The organism is Sphingomonas sp. SORGH_AS_0438 (assembly GCF_031453475.1).
Classification (GTDB): Bacteria; Pseudomonadota; Alphaproteobacteria; order Sphingomonadales; family Sphingomonadaceae; genus Sphingomonas.
The window spans coordinates 1,985,561-2,003,447 of the sequence record NZ_JAVIZS010000001.1 but is presented as its reverse complement, the minus strand read 5'-3'; the positions used below and the strand labels follow the sequence as shown (position 1 = coordinate 2,003,447).

Below are 17,887 nucleotides of genomic sequence, written 5' to 3'. Positions count from 1 at the left end.
ACGCGCTCAGCATTCCACCACATTGACCGCCAGCCCGCCCAGGCTGGTTTCCTTATATTTCGAGCGCATGTCCTCGCCGGTCTGACGCATCGTCTCGATCACCGCGTCCAGGCTGACGATGTGGCTGCCGTCGCCGCGCAGCGCCAGATAGGCGGCGTTGATCGCCTTCACCGCGCCCATCGTGTTGCGCTCGATGCAGGGGATCTGCACCAGCCCGCCGATCGGGTCGCAGGTGAGGCCCAGATTATGCTCCATGCCGATCTCGGCGGCATTCTCGATCTGGCGGTTGCTGCCGCCGAGCACCGCCGCCAGCGCGCCCGCCGCCATCGAACAGGCGACGCCCACCTCGCCCTGGCAGCCCATCTCCGCCGCCGAGATGGAGGCGCGCTTCTTGTACAGCATCCCGATCGCGGCGGCGGTGAGCAGGAAGGTGCGCGCACCCACCGCATCCGCGCCCGCGATCAACGTCTCGTAGAAGCGCAGCACGGCGGGCAGCACACCGGCCGCGCCATTGGTCGGGGCGGTGACGACGCGGCCGCCCGCCGCATTCTCCTCATTGACCGCCAGCGCCCAGAGGCTGACCCATTCGAACACCTCGGCTGGATTGCCGCCCGGCCGCTCGCCGGTCAGGCTGGCGGAGAGCGACCGGGCGCGGCGGCGCACCTTCAGGCCGCCGGGCAGCACGCCGTCCTGCGCGATGCCGCGATCGATGCAGGCGCTCATCGCTTGGCGCACCGCGTCGAGAAAGGCGTCGGTCTCGGCGGGGGAACGCCAGGCCTCTTCATTGGCGCGGACGATGTCGGCGACGGTGAGGCCGGTCGCGTCGCCGATCGCGAGCAGGTCCGCGCCGGAGGAGAAGGGGTGGCGCACCGCGATGTTGACCGCCGCCACGCCCGCGCCCTTCCGCAGGATCGCGCCGCCGCCGATCGAGAAATAGGTCTCGGTATAGGCCGTATCGTCGGCCAGCGTGGCGGTGAAGGTCAGGCCGTTCGGATGTTCCGGCAGGAACTCGCGCGGATGGAAGACGATGTCGCCCGCCGCGAAGGCGATCGGCATCCGGCCGCCGAGCATCATCCGCGTCTCCTGCTCGATCCGGTCGAGGATCGTTGGGGCATCGTCGGGATCGATTCGCTCCGGTTCCCAGCCCGCCAACCCCAGGATCGTGGCGGTGTCGGTCGCATGGCCGCGTCCGGTCAGCGCCAGCGAACCGTACAGGTCGCAGGTGACGCGTACCGGCGGCGAATCCTGCCCCAGCGCACGCTGCGCGAAGTCGAAGCCGGCACGCATCGGGCCGACCGTATGCGAGCTGGACGGGCCGATGCCGATGGTGAACAGTTCGGCGACGCTGATCGGCCGATGGATGTCGCGGTCGAGCGGGGCGGCAGTGGTGACGTCGGCGTGCATGGCATCCTCTCGCCGGTGGTTCCGGCCTTCCATGCCCCTTCTGTCCCTTGCGCCTGAGATCGCTATCCCGTCGGCGGACACGGGGAACGCCCCATGCCTCTCTCCAGATGTCCGTCGCCCATGTGGTCCTTTTGCCTGAGAGTTTCCGGGGCGGTTGCTCCTTCGGCGCCGGTTGCCCGGTCTCTCCCACATCGACGCACCGGGCTATCGGCCGGGCCGGGGGGCGGGGTCAAGCGGCATCATGCGGGCGCTGGCCCGGACATGACGAACCCGGCCGACGCGCGGGGGCGTCGACCGGGTTCGTGCGATCCTGATGCGGCGGCCGGATCGCCCGGCCGCCGGCGCGGGGATCAGCCGCTATAGTACATGTCGTATTCGACCGGGCTGGGCGTCATTTCCCAACGCGCGACTTCGGCGCGCTTGATCTCGACGAACGCCTCGATCTGGTCCTTGGAGAACACGTCGCCCTTCAGGAGGAAGTCGTGATCGGCTTCCAGGCAGTCGAGCGCCTCGCGCAGCGAGCCGGCGACGGTCGGCACCTGCGCCAGTTCGGCCGGCGGCAGGTCGTACAGGTTCTTGTCCATCGCCTCGCCGGGATGGATCTTGTTCTGGATGCCGTCCATGCCCGCCATCATCAGCGCCGCATAGGCGAGATAGGGGTTGGCGAGCGCATCGGGGAAACGGACCTCGACGCGCTTGGACTTCGGACCCGTGCCGTACGGGATGCGGCACGAGGCCGAACGGTTGCGCGCCGAATAAGCGAGCAGCACCGGCGCCTCATAGCCCGGGACCAGACGCTTGTAGGAGTTGGTCGACGGGTTGGTGAAGGCGTTGACCGCCTTGGCATGCTTGATGATGCCGCCGATGAAATAGAGGCACATGTCCGATAGGCCGGCATAGCCATTGCCCGCGAACAGCGGCTCCTTGCCGTTCCAGATCGAGAAGTGGGTGTGCATGCCCGAGCCGTTATCTTCCTTGATCGGCTTGGGCATGAAGGTCGCGGTCTTGCCATAGGCATGGGCGACCTGATGCACGACATACTTGTAGATCTGCATCCGGTCGGCGGTCTGGGTCAGCGTGCCGAAGGTCAGGCCCAGCTCGTGCTGCGCGGCGGCGACCTCATGATGGTGCTTGTCGCAGGGCAGGCCCATTTCGAGCATGGTGGTGACCATCTCGCCGCGGATGTCGACCGCCGAGTCGACCGGCGCGACGGGGAAGTAACCGCCCTTGGCGCGCGGACGGTGGGCGAGGTTGCCGCCCTCATATTCGCGGCCGGTGTTGGTCGGCAGCTCGACATCGTCGATCTTGAAGTAGGACGCGGCATAGTTCGTGTCGAACTGCACGTTGTCGAACATGAAGAACTCGGCCTCGGGGCCGACATAGACGGTGTCGCCGATGCCCGTGGTCTTCAGATAGGCCTCGGCGCGCTTGGCGGTCGAGCGCGGATCGCGGGCATAGAGCTCGCCGGTCGAGGGCTCGACCACGTCGCAGAACACGATCAGCATCGGCGTCGCCGAGAAGGGATCGGTATAGACCGCGTCCAGATCGGGCTTGAGCACCATGTCGGACTCGTTGATCGCCTTCCAGCCCTCGATCGACGAACCGTCGAACATCAGGCCGTCGGTCCACTCATCCTCGCCCATGATGCTGGCGACCATGGTCAGGTGCTGCCACTTGCCCTTGGGATCGGTGAAGCGCAGGTCGACCCACTCGATCTCCTCCGTCTTGATCTTCTTCAGGATGTCATTGGCCGTCGTCGCCATGGTTCTTCCCTTCTAGGCCCCAGCGAAGTGCTTGGGCCGTGTTTGAAAACGATACTGCCCCGGCCGCGACCGGGACGGAGGATGAGGTTCAGATCGCCGCTTCGTCGCGCTCGCCGGTGCGGATGCGTAGCGCCGCCTCCACGGGAATGACGAAGATCTTGCCGTCGCCGATCCGGCCGGTCTGCGCGGCGGTGGCGATCGCCTCCACCACGCGTTCGGCCAGGGCGTCCTCGACCACGATCTCCAGCTTCACCTTAGGCAGGAAATCCACGACATATTCGGCCCCGCGATAGAGCTCCGTATGCCCCTTCTGCCGGCCGAAGCCCTTGGCCTCGGTGACGGTGATACCCGACACGCCGATCTCATGGAGCGCTTCCTTGACCTCATCCAGCTTGAACGGCTTGATGATGGCTTCGATTTTTTTCACAGAAACGCGTCCTCGATCGTCATGGAAGCTTCGTTCGTTCGAGCGTTCGAACCCTCGCCCGTGCGGGCGCATTGCACGGGTCGTGCCAACTGCGCCCACAGGGCGGATGGAGCATGGCCGGGCCGATTGCTGCCCGATAAAGCGGCAGGCGGCGTGGCGCTGCCTTGTTTGGCGGCAGTCACAGCACCTCCGACACGCGTTCGGGCGGGCGGGCCAGCACGACGCCCCGCTCGGTCTCGACCAGCGGACGTTCGATCAGGATCGGGTCGGCGGCCATCGCCGCCAGGATCGTCGCATCGTCCGCCTCGGTGAGTGCGGCCGCGCCCGCTTCGGTGCGGCGCAGGCCTTGGGACGGCGTGATGCCGGCACTCGCATAGAGACGGGCCAGTTCGGCGGCGGACGGCGGATCGTTGAGATAGTCGATGATCGTCACTTGGGCGCCGGCCGCTTGCAACAGGGCCAGGGCCGCGCGCGACTTGGAGCAGCGCGGATAATGGTAGAGCGTCGCCGCCGGAGGGTGGAGATCGGCCATGCCGGGCTTATGCGCCGCTGCGACGGCGATGCCAAGGTCGCGACTCCATCGGGCCGCGGGAAAGCGCATGGGCGGACGGTGCCGATGGCCCGCCCGCCCATGCCGTTCGATCACCGCTTGGCGACCGGCGGCTCCAGCTTCAGCGCGGTCTGCACTGCGGCGAGGAAGTGGTTGCCGGGGCGTGCCTTGCACTGGTCGACGACCACCGGCACGATCTTCTCGACGCCGTCGATCGTCACGGTCGGATGCGCCTTGCCCTTGGGGCCGTAATTGGCGGCATAGACAATCGCCTGGGGCCGGAAGCTTTCGTCGAGCTGGCCGAAGTCGTGACAGCTTACGGTCTCCAGGCGCTTGCCCTTGGCGAGAAGATCGATGACGCGCTGACCATCCGGACCGGCGGGAACATTGGCCTGTTCCTTGACCCACTGGGCGCTGGCGGGGGCGATCGCGGCAACCGAAGCCAGCGACAACAGGGCAGCCGCGCCGAACGTGCGAACCAAATTCATCTGGAACACTCCCTCATTGATGACGAGGGAAGAAAGCGACAGGATCAATGATGTTCCTCATTGATCCATATTAAATATTCGACATGTTCGGCGGGTGGCGGCGTGTCCCGCCGCTATGTTCGATCGAGCGGATACACCCGTCCCCGTCGATCGGTGTCGCGGCGCATGGGCGACCGCGACACCGATGGGCGTCAGTCGGTCTGACGCGCCAGCCATTCCTCCAGCCACTTGATTGTGTACTGGCCCTGCTGGAACTCAGGGTCTTCGATCAGCGCCTGGTGGAGCGGGATGGTGGTCTTCATCCCCTCGATCACGAACTCCTCCAGCGCGCGGCGCAGGCGGCGGATCGCCCCTTCGCGGGTGGCGCCGTAGACGATCAGCTTGGCGATCATGCTGTCGTAATAGGGCGGCACCTTATAGCCGGCATAGAGGCCGCTATCGACGCGGACATGCATGCCGCCCGGCGCGTGGAACTGCTTCACCAGCCCCGGCGAGGGGACGAAGGTGCGCCAGTCCTCGGCATTGATCCGGCACTCGATCGCATGGCCGCGGAACTGCACGTCCTGCTGGCGCAGCGTCAGCGGATGCCCCTCGGCGATGCGGATCTGCTCGCGCACCAGGTCCAGGCCGGTGATCATCTCGGTCACCGGATGCTCGACCTGGAGCCGGGTGTTCATCTCGATGAAGTAGAACTCGCCGTCTTCCCACAGGAATTCGATCGTGCCCGCACCGCGATAGCCCATATCGGCCATCGCCTTGGCGACGACGCCGCCCATCCGCTCGCGCTCGGCGGCGGTGATGACCGGGGAGGGGGCCTCCTCCAGCACCTTCTGGTGACGGCGCTGGAGCGAGCAGTCGCGCTCGCCCAGATGGATGGCATTGCCATTGCCGTCGCCGAACACCTGGAACTCGATATGGCGCGGATTGCCGAGATATTTCTCGATATAGACCGTGGCGTCACCGAACGCGGCCTTCGCCTCGCTGCCGGCCTGCTGCATCAGCGTTTCCAGCTGATCCTCGCTGTTGCAGACCTTCATGCCGCGACCGCCGCCGCCCGAGGCGGCCTTGATGATCACCGGATAGCCGATCCGGGCCGCCAGCTCGCGCGCCTCGCCCACGTCGCTGACCGCGCCGTCGGAGCCGGGCACCAGCGGCAGGCCGAGCGCGCCGGCGGTGCGCTTGGCCTCCACCTTGTCGCCCATGGTGCGGATATGCTCGGGCTTCGGCCCCACGAACAGCAGGTTGTGCAGCTCGACGATCTCGGCGAAGCGGGCATTCTCCGACAGGAAGCCATAGCCCGGATGGATCGCATCCGCGCCGGAGATTTCCGCCGCCGAGATGATGTTGGGGATGTTCAGATAGCTGTCGGTCGCTGCCGGCGGCCCGATGCACACCGCCTCGTCCGCCAGGCGGACGTGCATGGCATCGGCATCCGCCGTCGAGTGCACCGCCACCGTCTTGATGCCCATCTCGTGACAGGCACGGTGGATGCGAAGCGCGATTTCGCCGCGATTGGCGATCAGCAGTTTCTTGATCGGCCGCACGGGCTTACTCGACGACGATCAGCGGCTGGTCGAACTCGACCGGCTGGCCGTTCTCGACCATCACCTGGGTGACGGTGCCGGCGGCGGTGGCGACGATCGGGTTCATCACCTTCATCGCCTCGACGATCAGCAGCGTGTCGCCGGCCGCGACCTTCTGGCCGATGCCCGCAAAGGGCTTCGCGCCCGGCTCGGCCGCCAGATAGGCGGTGCCGACCATCGGCGAGCGGACCGCATTGGCGCTGCTGGCGGGCGCGGACGCACCCACTTCGGCGGCGACGGGCGCGGCCGGCTGGGCGGCGCTCATCGCCACGGGCGCGGGCGCGTAATGCACCGCCTGGCCGCCGCCCTGCGATACCTTGCGGGCGACGCGGATCTTGCGCTCGCCATGCTCGACCTCGATCTCGGTCAGCTGGGTGGTGTCGAGCAGCTCGGCGAGCTGGCGCACCAAGTCGACATCGACCATCATGGTGCCGCTGGAATTCGTGTCGGTCATGGAACCTTCCCTGTACAAGCGCGGGCCAGTGTCAGAACCGGGCCGCGGCTTCAAGCGCGAGGATGTAGGACAATGCCCCGAAGCCCGCGACTGTGCCTTTCGCGGCACGGCCGATCATGCTGACATGACGAAAGTCTTCCCGGGCATGGGGGTTGGAGAGATGGACCTCGATCACGGGCGTCGCGATCGACTTGATCGCATCGTGCAGCGCGACCGAGGTGTGGGTGAAGCCGCCCGCATTGAGCAGCACCGCCTTCGCCCCCACCGCCTGCGCCTCGTGCATCCAGTCGATCAGATGACCCTCGTGGTTGGACTGGCGCAGGTCGATCTCCAGCCCCAGTTCGCGGGCGCGGTCCTCCATCATGCCGGCGATGTCGTCGAGCGTGTCATGGCCGTAAATGGCCGGCTCGCGCAGGCCGAGCAGGTTGAGATTGGGACCGTTCAGCACGAACACGGTATGGGCTTCGGTAGCAAGAGAGGTCGACATGGGCGGCTTCCGGTTGCGGCCGCCGTCCGCGACCCCTAGATCGCCCCTCTACCCGCTCGCACCGCGCGAAGTCGAGATGCGAGTGCGGTGCGCCCCTTTTCACGCGCCGTCCGGCCCCCTCCGGCGACGCCCCGGCTGGAACTGGACCCGATGCCCCATAGCGATGGAACCGTCTCGATCACCGTCAACGGCGAGCACAAGCGAATCGCGGCCGGCCTGAGCCTCGCCGATCTGGCGGGCGAGTTGGGGCTGGTGCCCGAAAAGGTCGCGGTGGAGCGCAACCTGGAGGTCGTGCCCCGCTCGACGCTGAAGGAGGTGATCGTCGAGGACGGCGACGACATCGAGATCGTCCATTTCGTCGGCGGCGGCGACCATGTCGCGCCGCTGGTAGACGATAGCTGGACGGTGGCGGGGCGCACCTTCCGCTCGCGATTGATCGTCGGCACCGGCAAGTACAAGGATTTCGCGCAGAATGCCGCCGCGCTGGAGGCATCGGGCGCGGAGATCGTGACGGTGGCGGTGCGGCGCGTGAACGTCAGCGACCGCAATGCGCCGATGCTGACCGACTATATCGACCCCAGGAAGGTCACCTATCTGCCCAACACCGCCGGCTGCTTCACCGCCGAGGATGCGATCCGCACGCTGCGGCTGGCGCGCGAGGCGGGCGGCTGGGACCTGGTGAAGCTGGAGGTGCTGGGCGAGGCGAAGACGCTCTATCCGGACATGGTGGAGACGCTGCGCGCGACCGAGATCCTGGCCAAGGAGGGGTTCCTGCCGATGGTCTATTGCGTCGACGATCCGATCGCGGCGAAGCGGCTGGAGGATGTGGGCGCGGTCGCGATCATGCCGCTCGGCGCGCCGATCGGGTCGGGACTGGGCATCCAGAACCGGGTGACGATCCGCCTGATCGTCGAAGGGGCCAAGGTGCCGGTGCTGGTCGATGCGGGCGTCGGCACCGCGTCCGACGCGGCGGTGGCGATGGAGCTGGGATGCGACGGCGTGCTGATGAACACCGCGATCGCCGAGGCGAAGGACCCGGTGATGATGGCGGCGGCGATGCGCGCGGCGGTGGAGGCGGGGCGGCTGTCCTATCGCGCCGGCCGCATGGGCCAGCGCCGCTATGCCGATCCGTCCAGCCCGCTGGCCGGCTTGATCTAGGCAAGCCGGATCGGGAACCTTGGGCCTAAGTCCTTGGTTTCCCTCCATGACCGGTTCGGTGCCGGGGGCGGCTCCTCTGCCCTGCGCGGCCGACCGACATGGAGGCTGTGATGGGCGAGCTGACCGACAAGATCAAAGGCAATGTCAACGAGGCGATTGGCAAGGCGAAGGAAGCGATCGGCGAGCATAATCGCGATCCCAACCTGGCCGCCGAGGGCGAGGCCCAGCAGGCCGAAGGCAAGGGCCAGCAGGTGAAGGGCAAGGTCAAGGGCGCATTGGGCGACGATATCTGATCGTCACCTAGTCCCGGACATGAAAAAGGGCCGTCCCGGCGATCGGGGCGGCCCTTTTCATTGGTCGGACAGCAGGAGCGACAGGCTCCCGCTGTCCGGTCAGGCCTCAGCCGTGGCAGGGGCAACCGGCATGGTCGCACCCGGCGGCCTGCTCGTGATGCGTGGCGCAATTGTCGCTGCAGAAGGCGCGACCCTCGGCCTGCACGGCCTTGTCCGGGCTGACGATGCAGACGCAATCGGCGCAGGCGCACTTCACCATGTCGACAGTGATGCTCATGATCTCAATCCTCTTGGGCTAGGTCTTCGGGTTCCAATACATGGTCCATCATGTTGGTGAGCATGGTGCGAACGTGGCAGTCCGGCAGTTCGTAGAAGACATGTCGTCCGCTCCGCGTCTGCTTCAGCAACCGTCCCGCGCGCAGCAACCGTAGATGCTGCGACACGAGGCTCTGGCTGACGCCGACCTCCGCCGTCAGATCGCCAACCGTCCGCGGCCCGTCGAGACACGCCACCACCAGCCGAAGCCGGTTGGGTTCGCCGAGCAGCCGGAACAATTCAGCCAGTTGCGTTCCTTCGTCCGCCGTCATGAACCCTTCAACATATGAACACGTCCTAATATGTGCATAATATGATCTGCGTCAATCCGATTCGTTGATCGGGATCAAGGAAAATGGGTGGCGACCGGAGCGATGCTGGAACGCAGAAGGGAGCCGGACGGCGATCCGTCCGGCTCCCTCGGAACGCGCATCCGATCCCCTGACGGGGGTCGCGCCAGTCTTACGCGACCGCGCCCATCAGCGTCGGGAAGAAGGCCTCGTGCGCGGTGCGCAGATCCTCCAGCGACACCACGTCGTCGCGGTCCGGCCGCTCGAAGATCAGGCGCTTGCCGCCGGTCCGCCCCAGCGGCTCGACCTCGACGCCCGCCGCATGGGCTTCGGTCAGGAAGTCGAGCAGCGCGGCATCGTCGGCGGTGACGATATAGACGCCCTGGTCCTCGCCGAAGAAGGATCGCGCGCAGTCATAGGGCTGCTTGCGGTCGAGGATCGCGCCGATGTCGGCGGCAAGCGCCATCTCCGCCACCGTCACCGCGATGCCGCCATCGGACACGTCGTGCACGGCGGTCAGCCAGCCGGCGGCGATGCCCTTGCGCACCAGGTCGCCCGCGCGCCGCTCGGCGTCGAGATCGACCGGCGGCGGCGGACCCTCCTCGCGGCCGTGCACCTCGCGCAGCCACAAGGTCTGGCCCAGATGGCCGGTCCGCGTGCCCACCGCCAGGATGATGTCGCCCGCGCCCTTGAACGCGATCGTCATGTTCTTCTGCCAGTCGCCGAGCAGGCCGATCGCGCCGATCGCCGGGGTCGGCAGGATCGCCGAGCCGCCGCCGGTCGCCTTGGACTCGTTGTAGAGCGAGACATTGCCCGACACGATCGGGAAATCGAGCGCGATGCACGCCTGGCTCATCCCGTCGAGGCAGCCGACGATCTGGCCCATGATCTCGGGCCGCTGGGGGTTGGCGAAGTTCAGGCAGTTGGTCACCGCCAGCGGGTTGGCGCCGACCGAGGTCAGGTTGCGCCACGCCTCGGCCACCGCCTGCTTGCCGCCCTCGACGGGGTCGGCGAAGCAATAGCGCGGCGTGCAGTCGGTGGTGATCGCCAGCGCCTTGTCGGTGCCATGGACGCGGACGACCGCTGCGTCGCCACCGGGGCGCTGCACCGTGTCGGCGCCGACCATATGGTCATATTGTTCCCAAATCCAGCGGCGGCTGGCGATGTCGGGCGAGCCGATCAGCGTTTTGAGATCGGCGGCGATGTCCCGGCACTGGGGCACGTCGGCGAGCGGTGCGGGCGCGGGCGTCGGCACCCAGGGGCGGTCGTAGAGCGGCGCTTCGTCGGCCAGCGGCCCCAGCGGGATGTCGCAGACCGTCTCGCCCTTGAACTTCAGGACCATGCGGCCGGTGTCGGTGACATGGCCGATGACCGCGAAGTCCAGCTCCCATTTGCGGAAGATCGCCTCCGCCTCGGCCTCGCGGCCGGGCTTCAGCACCATCAGCATCCGCTCCTGCGACTCGGACAGCATCATCTCATAGGGCGTCATGTTCGCTTCGCGCTGCGGCACGTCGTCCATGACCAGCTCGATGCCGACGCCACCCTTTGACGCCATCTCGACCGAGGAGGAGGTGAGGCCGGCCGCGCCCATGTCCTGGATCGCGACGATCACGTCGGTGCCCATCAGCTCCAGGCACGCCTCGATCAGCAGCTTTTCGGTGAAGGGGTCGCCGACCTGCACGGTGGGACGCTTGGCGTCCGCATCCTCGCCGAAATCGGCCGAGGCCATGGTCGCGCCGTGGATGCCGTCGCGGCCGGTCTTCGAGCCGACATAGACGATCGGATTGCCGATGCCGCTGGCGGCCGAATAGAAGATCTTGTCGGTATCGGCGACGCCAACGGTCATCGCATTGACCAGGATGTTGCCGTCATAGGCAGGGTGGAAGTTCACCTCGCCGCCGACCGTCGGCACGCCAACGCAATTGCCATAGCCGCCAATGCCATGGACGACGCCCGAGATCAGGTGGCGCATCTTGGGATGGTCGGGCCGGCCGAAGCGCAGCGCGTTCATGTTCGCCACCGGCCGCGCGCCCATGGTGAACACGTCGCGCAGGATGCCGCCGACGCCGGTCGCCGCGCCCTGATAGGGCTCGATATATGAGGGGTGGTTGTGGCTCTCCATCTTGAAGATGGCGGCCTGGCCGTCGCCGATATCGACCACGCCGGCATTCTCGCCGGGGCCGCAGATCACCTGCGGGCCGGTGGTCGGCAGCTTTTTCAGGTGGAGGCGGCTCGACTTGTAGCTGCAATGCTCCGACCACATGACCGAGAAGATGCCGAGCTCGACCAGATTGGGCTCGCGGCCCAATGCATGGAGCACGCGCTCATATTCCTCGGGGGACAGGCCGTGGTCGGCGACGATCTGTGGCGTGATGGCGGTCATGGCCCGCGCCTTTAGCGGGAGCGGGCCGGTTCGTCACTATCGCGCGGACAGGATGATGTCGGACGGCGCGATGGTCCGACGGCGGCGGGGGCGCAGCGTCGCGCGGCGGGTTCGGAGCCGGCTGGCCGCGGGCAGGGCGGGCGGCAGGGCGGCGGCGACGATGCCCGCCACCGGCCCGAACGCGACCATGCCGAGCCGGATCGCGACCGGCTGGTCGTTCTCGCCATCGGACAGTTCCTCGAAGTGGATGTGAAGATCGATCCCGCCAATGTCCGGGCTGTCGCGCAAGCCGCAAATGCGCCGGCTGATGATGGTCAGGTCGCGGCCGACATCGAAGCCGCTGCCCCGGTAGCAGCCGATCGGATTGCCGGCCGTGTCGACCAGGAACAGCGTGTAATGCGCATGGTAGAGGACGCGCCGATCGCGGCCGCCGGCGAACTCCAGGTTCAGCGTGACTTCGGTACCGCCGCTCGGCCGGAGCGCTGCCCCGTCGGCGAAACGGATCGACTCCTCGAAACCGTCCCCGGCGCGCAGCGGCCGCCAGATGCGGCCGATGTCGTGCTCTTCGAGGCTGTGACGGTCGGGGCCGAGAGGACGGAGATTTGCGGCGTGAAGTGAAAGCCGATGTTCCGCTTCGACGCGATGCGGTTCGTCCGGCACGGTCGGGCGTAGAGCTAGGGAGGAGCACAGGGCGGCGCGTACCATGGAAAACTCCGCAATGAGAATAGGGGGGGGGCGAGGGATTAGGTCAGTGCGGCGGATGCCGTCGTCTGACGACGGCGGATTGTCAGGCCAATACTGGCCATGCCAAGCAGCATCATCGCCCAGGTTGAAGGTTCAGGGACGGGGGATACTACACTTTTGAAAGGGCCGTATGATATATTGCCAAGCTGCATGAAAACCGGATTATTACTGTTCCAGTCATCAACATAATCAAATTTGATTTTGAATTTCATTCCTGCGACGTTGCCTTTGTTCAGGCCGGAATAGTCCGTATTCATACCCATATAGAAATGTACATCATTGCTATATGTACGGTAGTAGTTAATTGATTGACCAACATCGTTAATCAAGGACGTTTCAATCCAAGCGCGATACCCAATTTTTGCGTTTGAATTTTTTGAAAAATAAAACTGAGCGCTCATTTGAGAATAATATTCAGGATCAAAATTTATACCATCGGAGAATTTAATTGACCCGATGAGAGTGTCGCCCGTTTCGACCTTTACCCATTCGCTGCCAATATCATAAACGCGTAAGACGAATAAGTTTGAGCCAAATTTACTGACATTGGAATTTGACGCGTCCACAACATAATCCTTGGTAATCACCGCTGATTGTGCGGGAGTGGACGCTAAAAAAGCGCATGCAAATGCTAAGGTTGAAAATGCAGCCATATTAAACGATTTTGCTGCAATTTTGTGTGGCATGATGCTGTCCTATGCTTTGATGTGCGTGTGTATTGAGCGTTGAATCTCCATATCGGCGTAGCAAAATAGTTAATAGTACGTAAAAATACGATAGAGATAGGCGTGTAGCCCCAGTGGAGTTTTAACGCTTTGTTTTGGTTGCAAAACAAATATTGCCAATTCGACAGGAATTTGCGCAATCATGCGGCCCAAGAGCTGTGCTCCGCCAAAGCTTTGGCCTTCGATCGGCGTGTTGCTGGTGTGCGAGCGGGAGCAGCCGAGAAAAAATTGGCGGCGCGAGCCTCAAGCTCAAGCGCCGCCGTCAGGCATTCCAGTGATGTCGTACGGTCTTACAGGTAAGGCGGCTGGTGCAGCCCCGCCGGGCTAATGGTAAAAATCTCGCAGCCGGTCTCGGTGATGCCGATCGAATGTTCGAACTGCGCCGACAGCGAGCGGTCGCGGGTCACGGCGGTCCAGCCGTCGTCAAGCAGCTTTACGTCGGGGCGGCCGATATTGATCATCGGCTCGACCGTGAAGATCATGCCGGGGCGCAGCTCGGGACCGGTGCCGGGGCGGCCGACATGGACGACCTCGGGCGCGTCGTGGAACAGCCGGCCGAGGCCGTGCCCGCAGAAATCGCGGACGACACCATAGCGATTCTTCTCGGCATGGCGCTGGATGACATGCGAGATGTCGCCCAGGTAATTGCCGGGCTTGGCCTGCTCCAGCCCCAGCATCAGGCATTCATAGGTCACCTCCACCAGCCGCTTCGCCTTCAGCGGCACGTCGCCGATCAGGTACATGCGGCTGGTGTCGCCATGCCAGCCGTCCAGGATCGGGGTGACGTCGACATTGACGATGTCGCCCGACTTCAGCGTCTTCTCCGACGGGATGCCGTGGCAGACGACATGGTTGATCGAGATGCAGCTGCTATGCGTATAGCCGCGATAGCCAAGCGCTCGCCGGCACGCCGCCGCGCGCCAGGACGAAGTCGTAGATCATCCGGTCGATCTCGGCGGTGGACGCGCCGGGCACCATGTGCGGCGTGATCATGTCCAGCGTCTCAGCGGCGAGGCGGCCGGCGGCGTGCATCCCGACAAAGGCGGCGGGGCCATGAAGCTTGATCGCCCCGGTGCGGCCCTCGGGCGCGTCGGACGTCACGGTCACATATTCGGTCATCGCCGCGATATAGCGTGGCGGCGGCGCTTTTGCGAGGCTAAGGTCGCGTCATGGCCGATCGTATCTGGACCGCCGCGCTCGTCGTGATCGGTGATGAAATCCTGTCCGGACGGACGCAGGATCGCAACGTCGCGCAAGTCGCGGCCTGGCTCAACGTGCAGGGTATCCGGCTCGCCGAGGTGCGCGTGGTCGCCGATCGCGAGGAAGCGATCGTCGAGGCGGTCAACAGCCTACGCGCGCGCAACGACTATCTGTTCACCACCGGCGGCATCGGGCCGACGCATGACGACATCACCGTCGACGCGATCGCGGCGGCGCTGGGCGTGGGCGTCATCCACCATCCGGAGGCGATGGCGGTGCTGACCGACTATTACGCCACGCGCGGCGGCCTGACCGAGGCGCGGGCGCGGATGGCGCGGGTGCCGGAGGGCGCGGGACTGATCGTCAATCGCGTGTCGGGCGCACCGGGCATCCGCATCGGCAACATCTTCATCATGGCGGGCGTGCCGCACATCACCGCGGGGATGCTCGACTCGCTGACCGGCACGCTGGAGGGCGGCCGCCCGGTCGTGTCGCGCACGATCGGCGGCTGGATCGCCGAAAGCGAGGTGGCGGACATCCTGCGCGACGCGGAGAAGCGCTTCCGCGACCGGGGTGAGATCGCGATCGGCAGCTATCCCTTCTTCCGCGAGGGGCGGGTCGGGGCCAATCTGGTGGTGCGCGGCCCCGATGCGGACCTGGTCGCGGCCTGTGTCACGGACCTGGTCGCGGCGCTGGCGGCGGCGGGGCACGACATGGTGGATGGCGGTATCTGACGGACGGGGCACGCGCGGTGCCGGCCGATCCGGCACGGGCAATGCCGTGGCTGGATCGCGCCCCGCCAAACGGGTAACGGGGATGCAAATGCGGGATTTTCTGCCGACATGTTGACAGTGCGCGCCCGGTTCGGCTGCGTTACCCATCTGGATTAAATGGCAATGCTCACCATTATAAAATCGTCCATTGTCATAATCGTTCTCGCTGCGGCAGTGATGTCCATATTTGCATCCGCTGTGAAGCCAGCCTGGAAGTCGATCGGTCAGACTTCGGTGAAAGCAACGGCGGCGGCGTTCATCGCGCTTTCATTGGGGCAGATCTATGTGGCGTTCGCCGCGTTGACGGTGGTCGCCGTCATTTTCATCAAGAAAAGGGTTCATGCCGCCGGTCTAGCGATTTTCTTGGTTATTACCTTACCGGCTATCACCTTTACTGCGATGGCGGGATCGCTTCAACTCGTAGCGATCTCGACAGAATCGTGCGTAACGATGGGCGCTTTGATCGCTGCCACGATGTGGGTGAAAGGTAGGGGGGCGGGCTATTCGTTCGCGGATCTGCCCGCATTTATGATCATGTTCGTCTTGGCCTTCATCTCGGCGCGGGATTCGTCGTTGACGAATGTCATGAGAGTGACCGTGCAGATCAGTCTCAGTCTGTTTCTGCCATATTACATCGTGAAGAAGTCGATAAATGATGCGGAGGCCGTGCGAAGCGCGGTTCTTTTCGTCGTCGCATCGGCCTTGGCCATCTCCGCTGTCGCGATCTTTGAGAGCTTCAAGGCGTGGCCCATGTATCAGGCGTTCCGCAATCAATTTGGAATCTACGGTCTCGCTAACGTGAAGATGCGCGGCGGCATGTTGCGGGCCGGCGGACCGTTGATGAATCCCCCTCTGTCAGCCGCCTTGCTGGCCCTTTGCTTCGTGACGACATTTGCCGCGCGCGATCTGTTCAAGTCGGCGTCGAAGCATAGGATCATATTGGCGATCGTGGCGATCGGTTTGTTTTCGGTGCAATCCAGAACCGGCTGGCTTGGCGCGGTCGCTGGTTGTGTCGGGGTGCTTTTGTCCCGGCGTGGCGCGACCGGGATGATTGCACCGCTTGCTGCGCTGTCTCTGACGTTAGGGGGCGTGTACGGCCTGACGCTGGTCAATGAGCGCGCCGCCGATTTGCTCGGCTTCTCGACAGATGCGAAGAACAGCAACGAATATCGCGACAAGCTCTACGATCGGGGCGTTGAACTTGTCCATCAACATCCGGTAATCGGCCAGCCGCCGTCAGTCGTGACCGCGCAAATGGAGGATCTTCGCCAGGGCGAGGGGATCATCGATTTCGTGAACGGCTATCTGGGGATCGCGCTCTTCTCTGGCCTGACCGGCTTGGCGCTGTTCGCGGGAGGGATCGCGGCACAGGCTATCGCCTCCTATCGCGCGCGTCGCGTGTCGCGGGCGCGGGGCTGGGGAGGGCTGTCGGACCTGGGCCTGGGGGTGGCACTGTGCGCGGGGGCGATGTTCCCCTATATTCCGACCGATGGTCGCGTGGTTCTGACCATGTTGCTGCTCTTCGCCCTGAGCAACGCGGTGGCGAGCGTTCCGGCGGGGGCGGGGCGCGATCCCGCGCGACGCCGTGCCGAACCGCTGGCGAAGCCCGTGGACGTCCCCGTGGCAATGGTCGCCTGATCCGGCGATGTTATACATTCTTCCTTAAGATTCCAGGGCCATAGCGCATCAAGCGCGGCGGATCCGTTTCTGCCCGGAACAGGGACGGAAATGATGCGGCTGCGTTCGACCATGGCCTGGCAGGCCCTGATCCTGGTGCCTCTTCTCGCATCCTGTGGTGGCGGGAGCGGCGATGCGTCGGGCGCCGGCACGGGGGTGACGGTGGTGCCCGCGGCCACCCCGACGCCGCAGCCGGTCTCCACGCCTAGCCCGACCCCCACCGCCGCACCGACACCGACGCCGTCACCCACCCCGAGTCCCACGCCGACCGCCAGCATCCCGACCGCCTGGGCGGCGGGGATCGCGGCCAGCTATACGGTCCAGCCGGACGTGGCCAACTGCAAGGCGGGGACGCTGGGCGACAATGTCCGGGCGGAGGCGCTGGCGGTGATCAACGGCATCCGCGCGCTGCACAAGCTGCCCGCCGTCACCTATTCCGATGCCGATCAGGCGGAGGCGATGGAGTCGGCGCTGATGATGGCGGCGAACGGCCAGCTCAGCCACACGCCGCCGACCAGCTGGAAATGCTATACCGCCAGCGGCGCGGCCGGTGCTGGGTCGAGCAACCTCTATGGCGCGGTGCCGTCGCCCTATCTGTCGCTCACCCCGACCGACACTATCTTCGCCGGCTGGATGACCGAGGTGCGCAACATCGTCGCCGACAATGTCGGTCATCGCCGCTGGATCCTGTCCCCCTTCCTGACCAGCATCGCCTATGGCCGGGTCGCGGGGACGGACGGCGCCAACCGCACCGACGCCACCTCGCTCAAGGTCTTCGGCCAGGCGAGTGCCCCGGCGGTTAACGCCGCCGCGCTGCCTGGCTTCGTCGCCTATCCGCAGGGCGACTATCCCGCGCGCTATTTCGACACCGGCGCTCTGCTGTCCTTCTCCGCGATCATCGATACCAGCCGCGCCGGCAACAACAGCGCGGTGGATTATGCCGCCGCGACGATCCGGGTCGTGGGCGAGGATGGCGCGGCGCTGCCGGTGTCGAGCATCAGCTTCGACAATATCGGTTACGGCCTGCCCAACAACATCCAGTGGAAGGTGGTGGGGCTGGGGCGGAAGGTGACGTACAGCGTCACGATCGACAATGTCCGGGTGCGCGGCGTCGCGCGGTCGTACAGCTATACGTTCCGCATCGTCGATTAACGAGCATCGGCTGGACAGGCC

18 protein-coding genes, 1 pseudogene and 1 riboswitch are annotated in these 17,887 nt (G+C 65.3%); of the genes and pseudogenes, 5 read left to right on the top strand and 14 right to left on the bottom strand.

Translation table 11 applies throughout. The features are described from left to right. Window positions 1-6: 6 nt before the first annotated feature. The 8 genes from QE452_RS09245 to aroQ form a co-directional block, all read right to left on the bottom strand. Window positions 7-1,404, bottom strand: coding sequence for an L-serine ammonia-lyase (locus QE452_RS09245; RefSeq protein ID WP_309658063.1), 1,398 nt, complete (start codon window positions 1,402-1,404; stop codon window positions 7-9). Between the two features lie 113 nt (window positions 1,405-1,517). Further along, window positions 1,518-1,603, bottom strand: a riboswitch (glycine riboswitch). 151 nt (window positions 1,604-1,754) lie between these two features. After that, window positions 1,755-3,167: a type I glutamate--ammonia ligase gene (glnA, locus tag QE452_RS09240; protein ID WP_125993048.1), complete on the bottom strand. Its 1,413-nt coding sequence runs from the start codon at window positions 3,165-3,167 to the stop codon at window positions 1,755-1,757. Window positions 3,168-3,255: 88 nt separating this feature from the next. Next, a complete protein-coding gene (locus tag QE452_RS09235; RefSeq protein ID WP_125993047.1) occupies window positions 3,256-3,594 on the bottom strand; it encodes a P-II family nitrogen regulator in 339 nt (112 codons plus the stop codon). A gap of 178 nt (window positions 3,595-3,772) precedes the next feature. Then, on the bottom strand, window positions 3,773-4,126 hold the full coding sequence (locus QE452_RS09230) for an ArsC/Spx/MgsR family protein (protein WP_309658064.1): 354 nt from the start codon (window positions 4,124-4,126) through the stop codon (window positions 3,773-3,775). A 110-nt stretch (window positions 4,127-4,236) separates the two neighbouring features. Beyond that, a complete protein-coding gene (locus QE452_RS09225) occupies window positions 4,237-4,632 on the bottom strand; it encodes an HdeA/HdeB family chaperone (RefSeq protein ID WP_309658065.1) in 396 nt (131 codons plus the stop codon). 191 nt (window positions 4,633-4,823) lie between these two features. After that, window positions 4,824-6,176 carry an acetyl-CoA carboxylase biotin carboxylase subunit gene (gene accC, locus QE452_RS09220; protein WP_125993045.1) on the bottom strand — a complete coding sequence of 451 codons (1,353 nt, stop codon included), beginning with the start codon at window positions 6,174-6,176 and terminating at the stop codon, window positions 4,824-4,826. A 4-nt stretch (window positions 6,177-6,180) separates the two neighbouring features. Beyond that, window positions 6,181-6,669, bottom strand: a complete 489-nt coding sequence (accB, locus tag QE452_RS09215; protein ID WP_309658066.1) for an acetyl-CoA carboxylase biotin carboxyl carrier protein — start codon at window positions 6,667-6,669, stop codon at window positions 6,181-6,183. A gap of 31 nt (window positions 6,670-6,700) precedes the next feature. Then, window positions 6,701-7,156 carry a type II 3-dehydroquinate dehydratase gene (gene aroQ / locus QE452_RS09210; protein WP_309658067.1) on the bottom strand — a complete coding sequence of 152 codons (456 nt, stop codon included), beginning with the start codon at window positions 7,154-7,156 and terminating at the stop codon, window positions 6,701-6,703. A 150-nt stretch (window positions 7,157-7,306) separates the two neighbouring features. On the opposite strand from aroQ, the gene thiS reads away from it, so the two are divergent. Both thiS and QE452_RS09200 read left to right on the top strand, forming a co-directional pair. Continuing rightward, window positions 7,307-8,314, top strand: a complete 1,008-nt coding sequence (gene thiS / locus QE452_RS09205; protein WP_309658143.1) for a sulfur carrier protein ThiS — start codon at window positions 7,307-7,309, stop codon at window positions 8,312-8,314. Between the two features lie 110 nt (window positions 8,315-8,424). After that, the gene (locus tag QE452_RS09200) at window positions 8,425-8,607 is read left to right on the top strand and encodes a CsbD family protein (RefSeq protein WP_309658068.1); all 183 of its coding nucleotides are present in this window, start codon (window positions 8,425-8,427) and stop codon (window positions 8,605-8,607) included. A 106-nt stretch (window positions 8,608-8,713) separates the two neighbouring features. On the opposite strand, the gene QE452_RS09195 is transcribed toward QE452_RS09200, so the two are convergent. The 6 genes and pseudogenes from QE452_RS09195 to map all read right to left on the bottom strand — a co-directional run bounded on the left by QE452_RS09195 (window position 8,714) and on the right by map (window position 14,183). Further along, window positions 8,714-8,884, bottom strand: a complete 171-nt coding sequence (locus QE452_RS09195) for a metallothionein (RefSeq protein ID WP_125993040.1) — start codon at window positions 8,882-8,884, stop codon at window positions 8,714-8,716. A gap of 4 nt (window positions 8,885-8,888) precedes the next feature. After that, window positions 8,889-9,194: a metalloregulator ArsR/SmtB family transcription factor gene (locus tag QE452_RS09190; protein WP_309658069.1), complete on the bottom strand. Its 306-nt coding sequence runs from the start codon at window positions 9,192-9,194 to the stop codon at window positions 8,889-8,891. A 190-nt stretch (window positions 9,195-9,384) separates the two neighbouring features. Beyond that, a complete protein-coding gene (purL, locus tag QE452_RS09185; RefSeq protein WP_309658070.1) occupies window positions 9,385-11,595 on the bottom strand; it encodes a phosphoribosylformylglycinamidine synthase subunit PurL in 2,211 nt (736 codons plus the stop codon). Window positions 11,596-11,631: 36 nt separating this feature from the next. Beyond that, a complete protein-coding gene (locus QE452_RS09180; protein WP_309658071.1) occupies window positions 11,632-12,300 on the bottom strand; it encodes a hypothetical protein in 669 nt (222 codons plus the stop codon). A gap of 38 nt (window positions 12,301-12,338) precedes the next feature. Then, window positions 12,339-13,025, bottom strand: a complete 687-nt coding sequence (locus QE452_RS09175) for a PEPxxWA-CTERM sorting domain-containing protein (protein ID WP_309658072.1) — start codon at window positions 13,023-13,025, stop codon at window positions 12,339-12,341. Between the two features lie 329 nt (window positions 13,026-13,354). After that, window positions 13,355-14,183 (bottom strand): annotated as a pseudogene (map, locus tag QE452_RS09170) (type I methionyl aminopeptidase). Between the two features lie 50 nt (window positions 14,184-14,233). On the opposite strand from map, the gene QE452_RS09165 reads away from it, so the two are divergent. The 3 genes from QE452_RS09165 (at window position 14,234) to QE452_RS09155 (ending at window position 17,866) form a co-directional block, all read left to right on the top strand. Then, on the top strand, window positions 14,234-14,998 hold the full coding sequence (locus tag QE452_RS09165; RefSeq protein WP_309658074.1) for a molybdopterin-binding protein: 765 nt from the start codon (window positions 14,234-14,236) through the stop codon (window positions 14,996-14,998). A gap of 156 nt (window positions 14,999-15,154) precedes the next feature. Further along, window positions 15,155-16,675, top strand: coding sequence for an O-antigen ligase family protein (locus QE452_RS09160; RefSeq protein ID WP_309658075.1), 1,521 nt, complete (start codon window positions 15,155-15,157; stop codon window positions 16,673-16,675). A 93-nt stretch (window positions 16,676-16,768) separates the two neighbouring features. Then, window positions 16,769-17,866 (top strand): CAP domain-containing protein, encoded by a 1,098-nt coding sequence (locus tag QE452_RS09155; protein WP_309729960.1) that lies wholly within the window; start codon window positions 16,769-16,771, stop codon window positions 17,864-17,866. Window positions 17,867-17,887 lie beyond the last annotated feature (21 nt).

Coding starts and splice junctions, on each gene's coding strand:
- QE452_RS09245 (WP_309658063.1), bottom strand. CDS start 1,404: ATGCACGCCGACGTCACCACTGCCGCCCCGCTCGACCGCGACATCCAT.
- glnA (WP_125993048.1), bottom strand. CDS start 3,167: ATGGCGACGACGGCCAATGACATCCTGAAGAAGATCAAGACGGAGGAG.
- QE452_RS09230 (WP_309658064.1), bottom strand. CDS start 4,126: ATGGCCGATCTCCACCCTCCGGCGGCGACGCTCTACCATTATCCGCGC.
- QE452_RS09225 (WP_309658065.1), bottom strand. CDS start 4,632: ATGAATTTGGTTCGCACGTTCGGCGCGGCTGCCCTGTTGTCGCTGGCT.
- accB (WP_309658066.1), bottom strand. CDS start 6,669: ATGACCGACACGAATTCCAGCGGCACCATGATGGTCGATGTCGACTTG.
- aroQ (WP_309658067.1), bottom strand. CDS start 7,156: ATGTCGACCTCTCTTGCTACCGAAGCCCATACCGTGTTCGTGCTGAAC.
- thiS (WP_309658143.1), top strand. CDS start 7,307: ATGCCCCATAGCGATGGAACCGTCTCGATCACCGTCAACGGCGAGCAC.
- QE452_RS09200 (WP_309658068.1), top strand. CDS start 8,425: ATGGGCGAGCTGACCGACAAGATCAAAGGCAATGTCAACGAGGCGATT.
- QE452_RS09195 (WP_125993040.1), bottom strand. CDS start 8,884: ATGAGCATCACTGTCGACATGGTGAAGTGCGCCTGCGCCGATTGCGTC.
- QE452_RS09190 (WP_309658069.1), bottom strand. CDS start 9,194: ATGACGGCGGACGAAGGAACGCAACTGGCTGAATTGTTCCGGCTGCTC.
- purL (WP_309658070.1), bottom strand. CDS start 11,595: ATGACCGCCATCACGCCACAGATCGTCGCCGACCACGGCCTGTCCCCC.
- QE452_RS09180 (WP_309658071.1), bottom strand. CDS start 12,300: ATGGTACGCGCCGCCCTGTGCTCCTCCCTAGCTCTACGCCCGACCGTG.
- QE452_RS09175 (WP_309658072.1), bottom strand. CDS start 13,025: ATGCCACACAAAATTGCAGCAAAATCGTTTAATATGGCTGCATTTTCA.
- QE452_RS09165 (WP_309658074.1), top strand. CDS start 14,234: ATGGCCGATCGTATCTGGACCGCCGCGCTCGTCGTGATCGGTGATGAA.
- QE452_RS09160 (WP_309658075.1), top strand. CDS start 15,155: ATGGCAATGCTCACCATTATAAAATCGTCCATTGTCATAATCGTTCTC.
- QE452_RS09155 (WP_309729960.1), top strand. CDS start 16,769: ATGCGGCTGCGTTCGACCATGGCCTGGCAGGCCCTGATCCTGGTGCCT.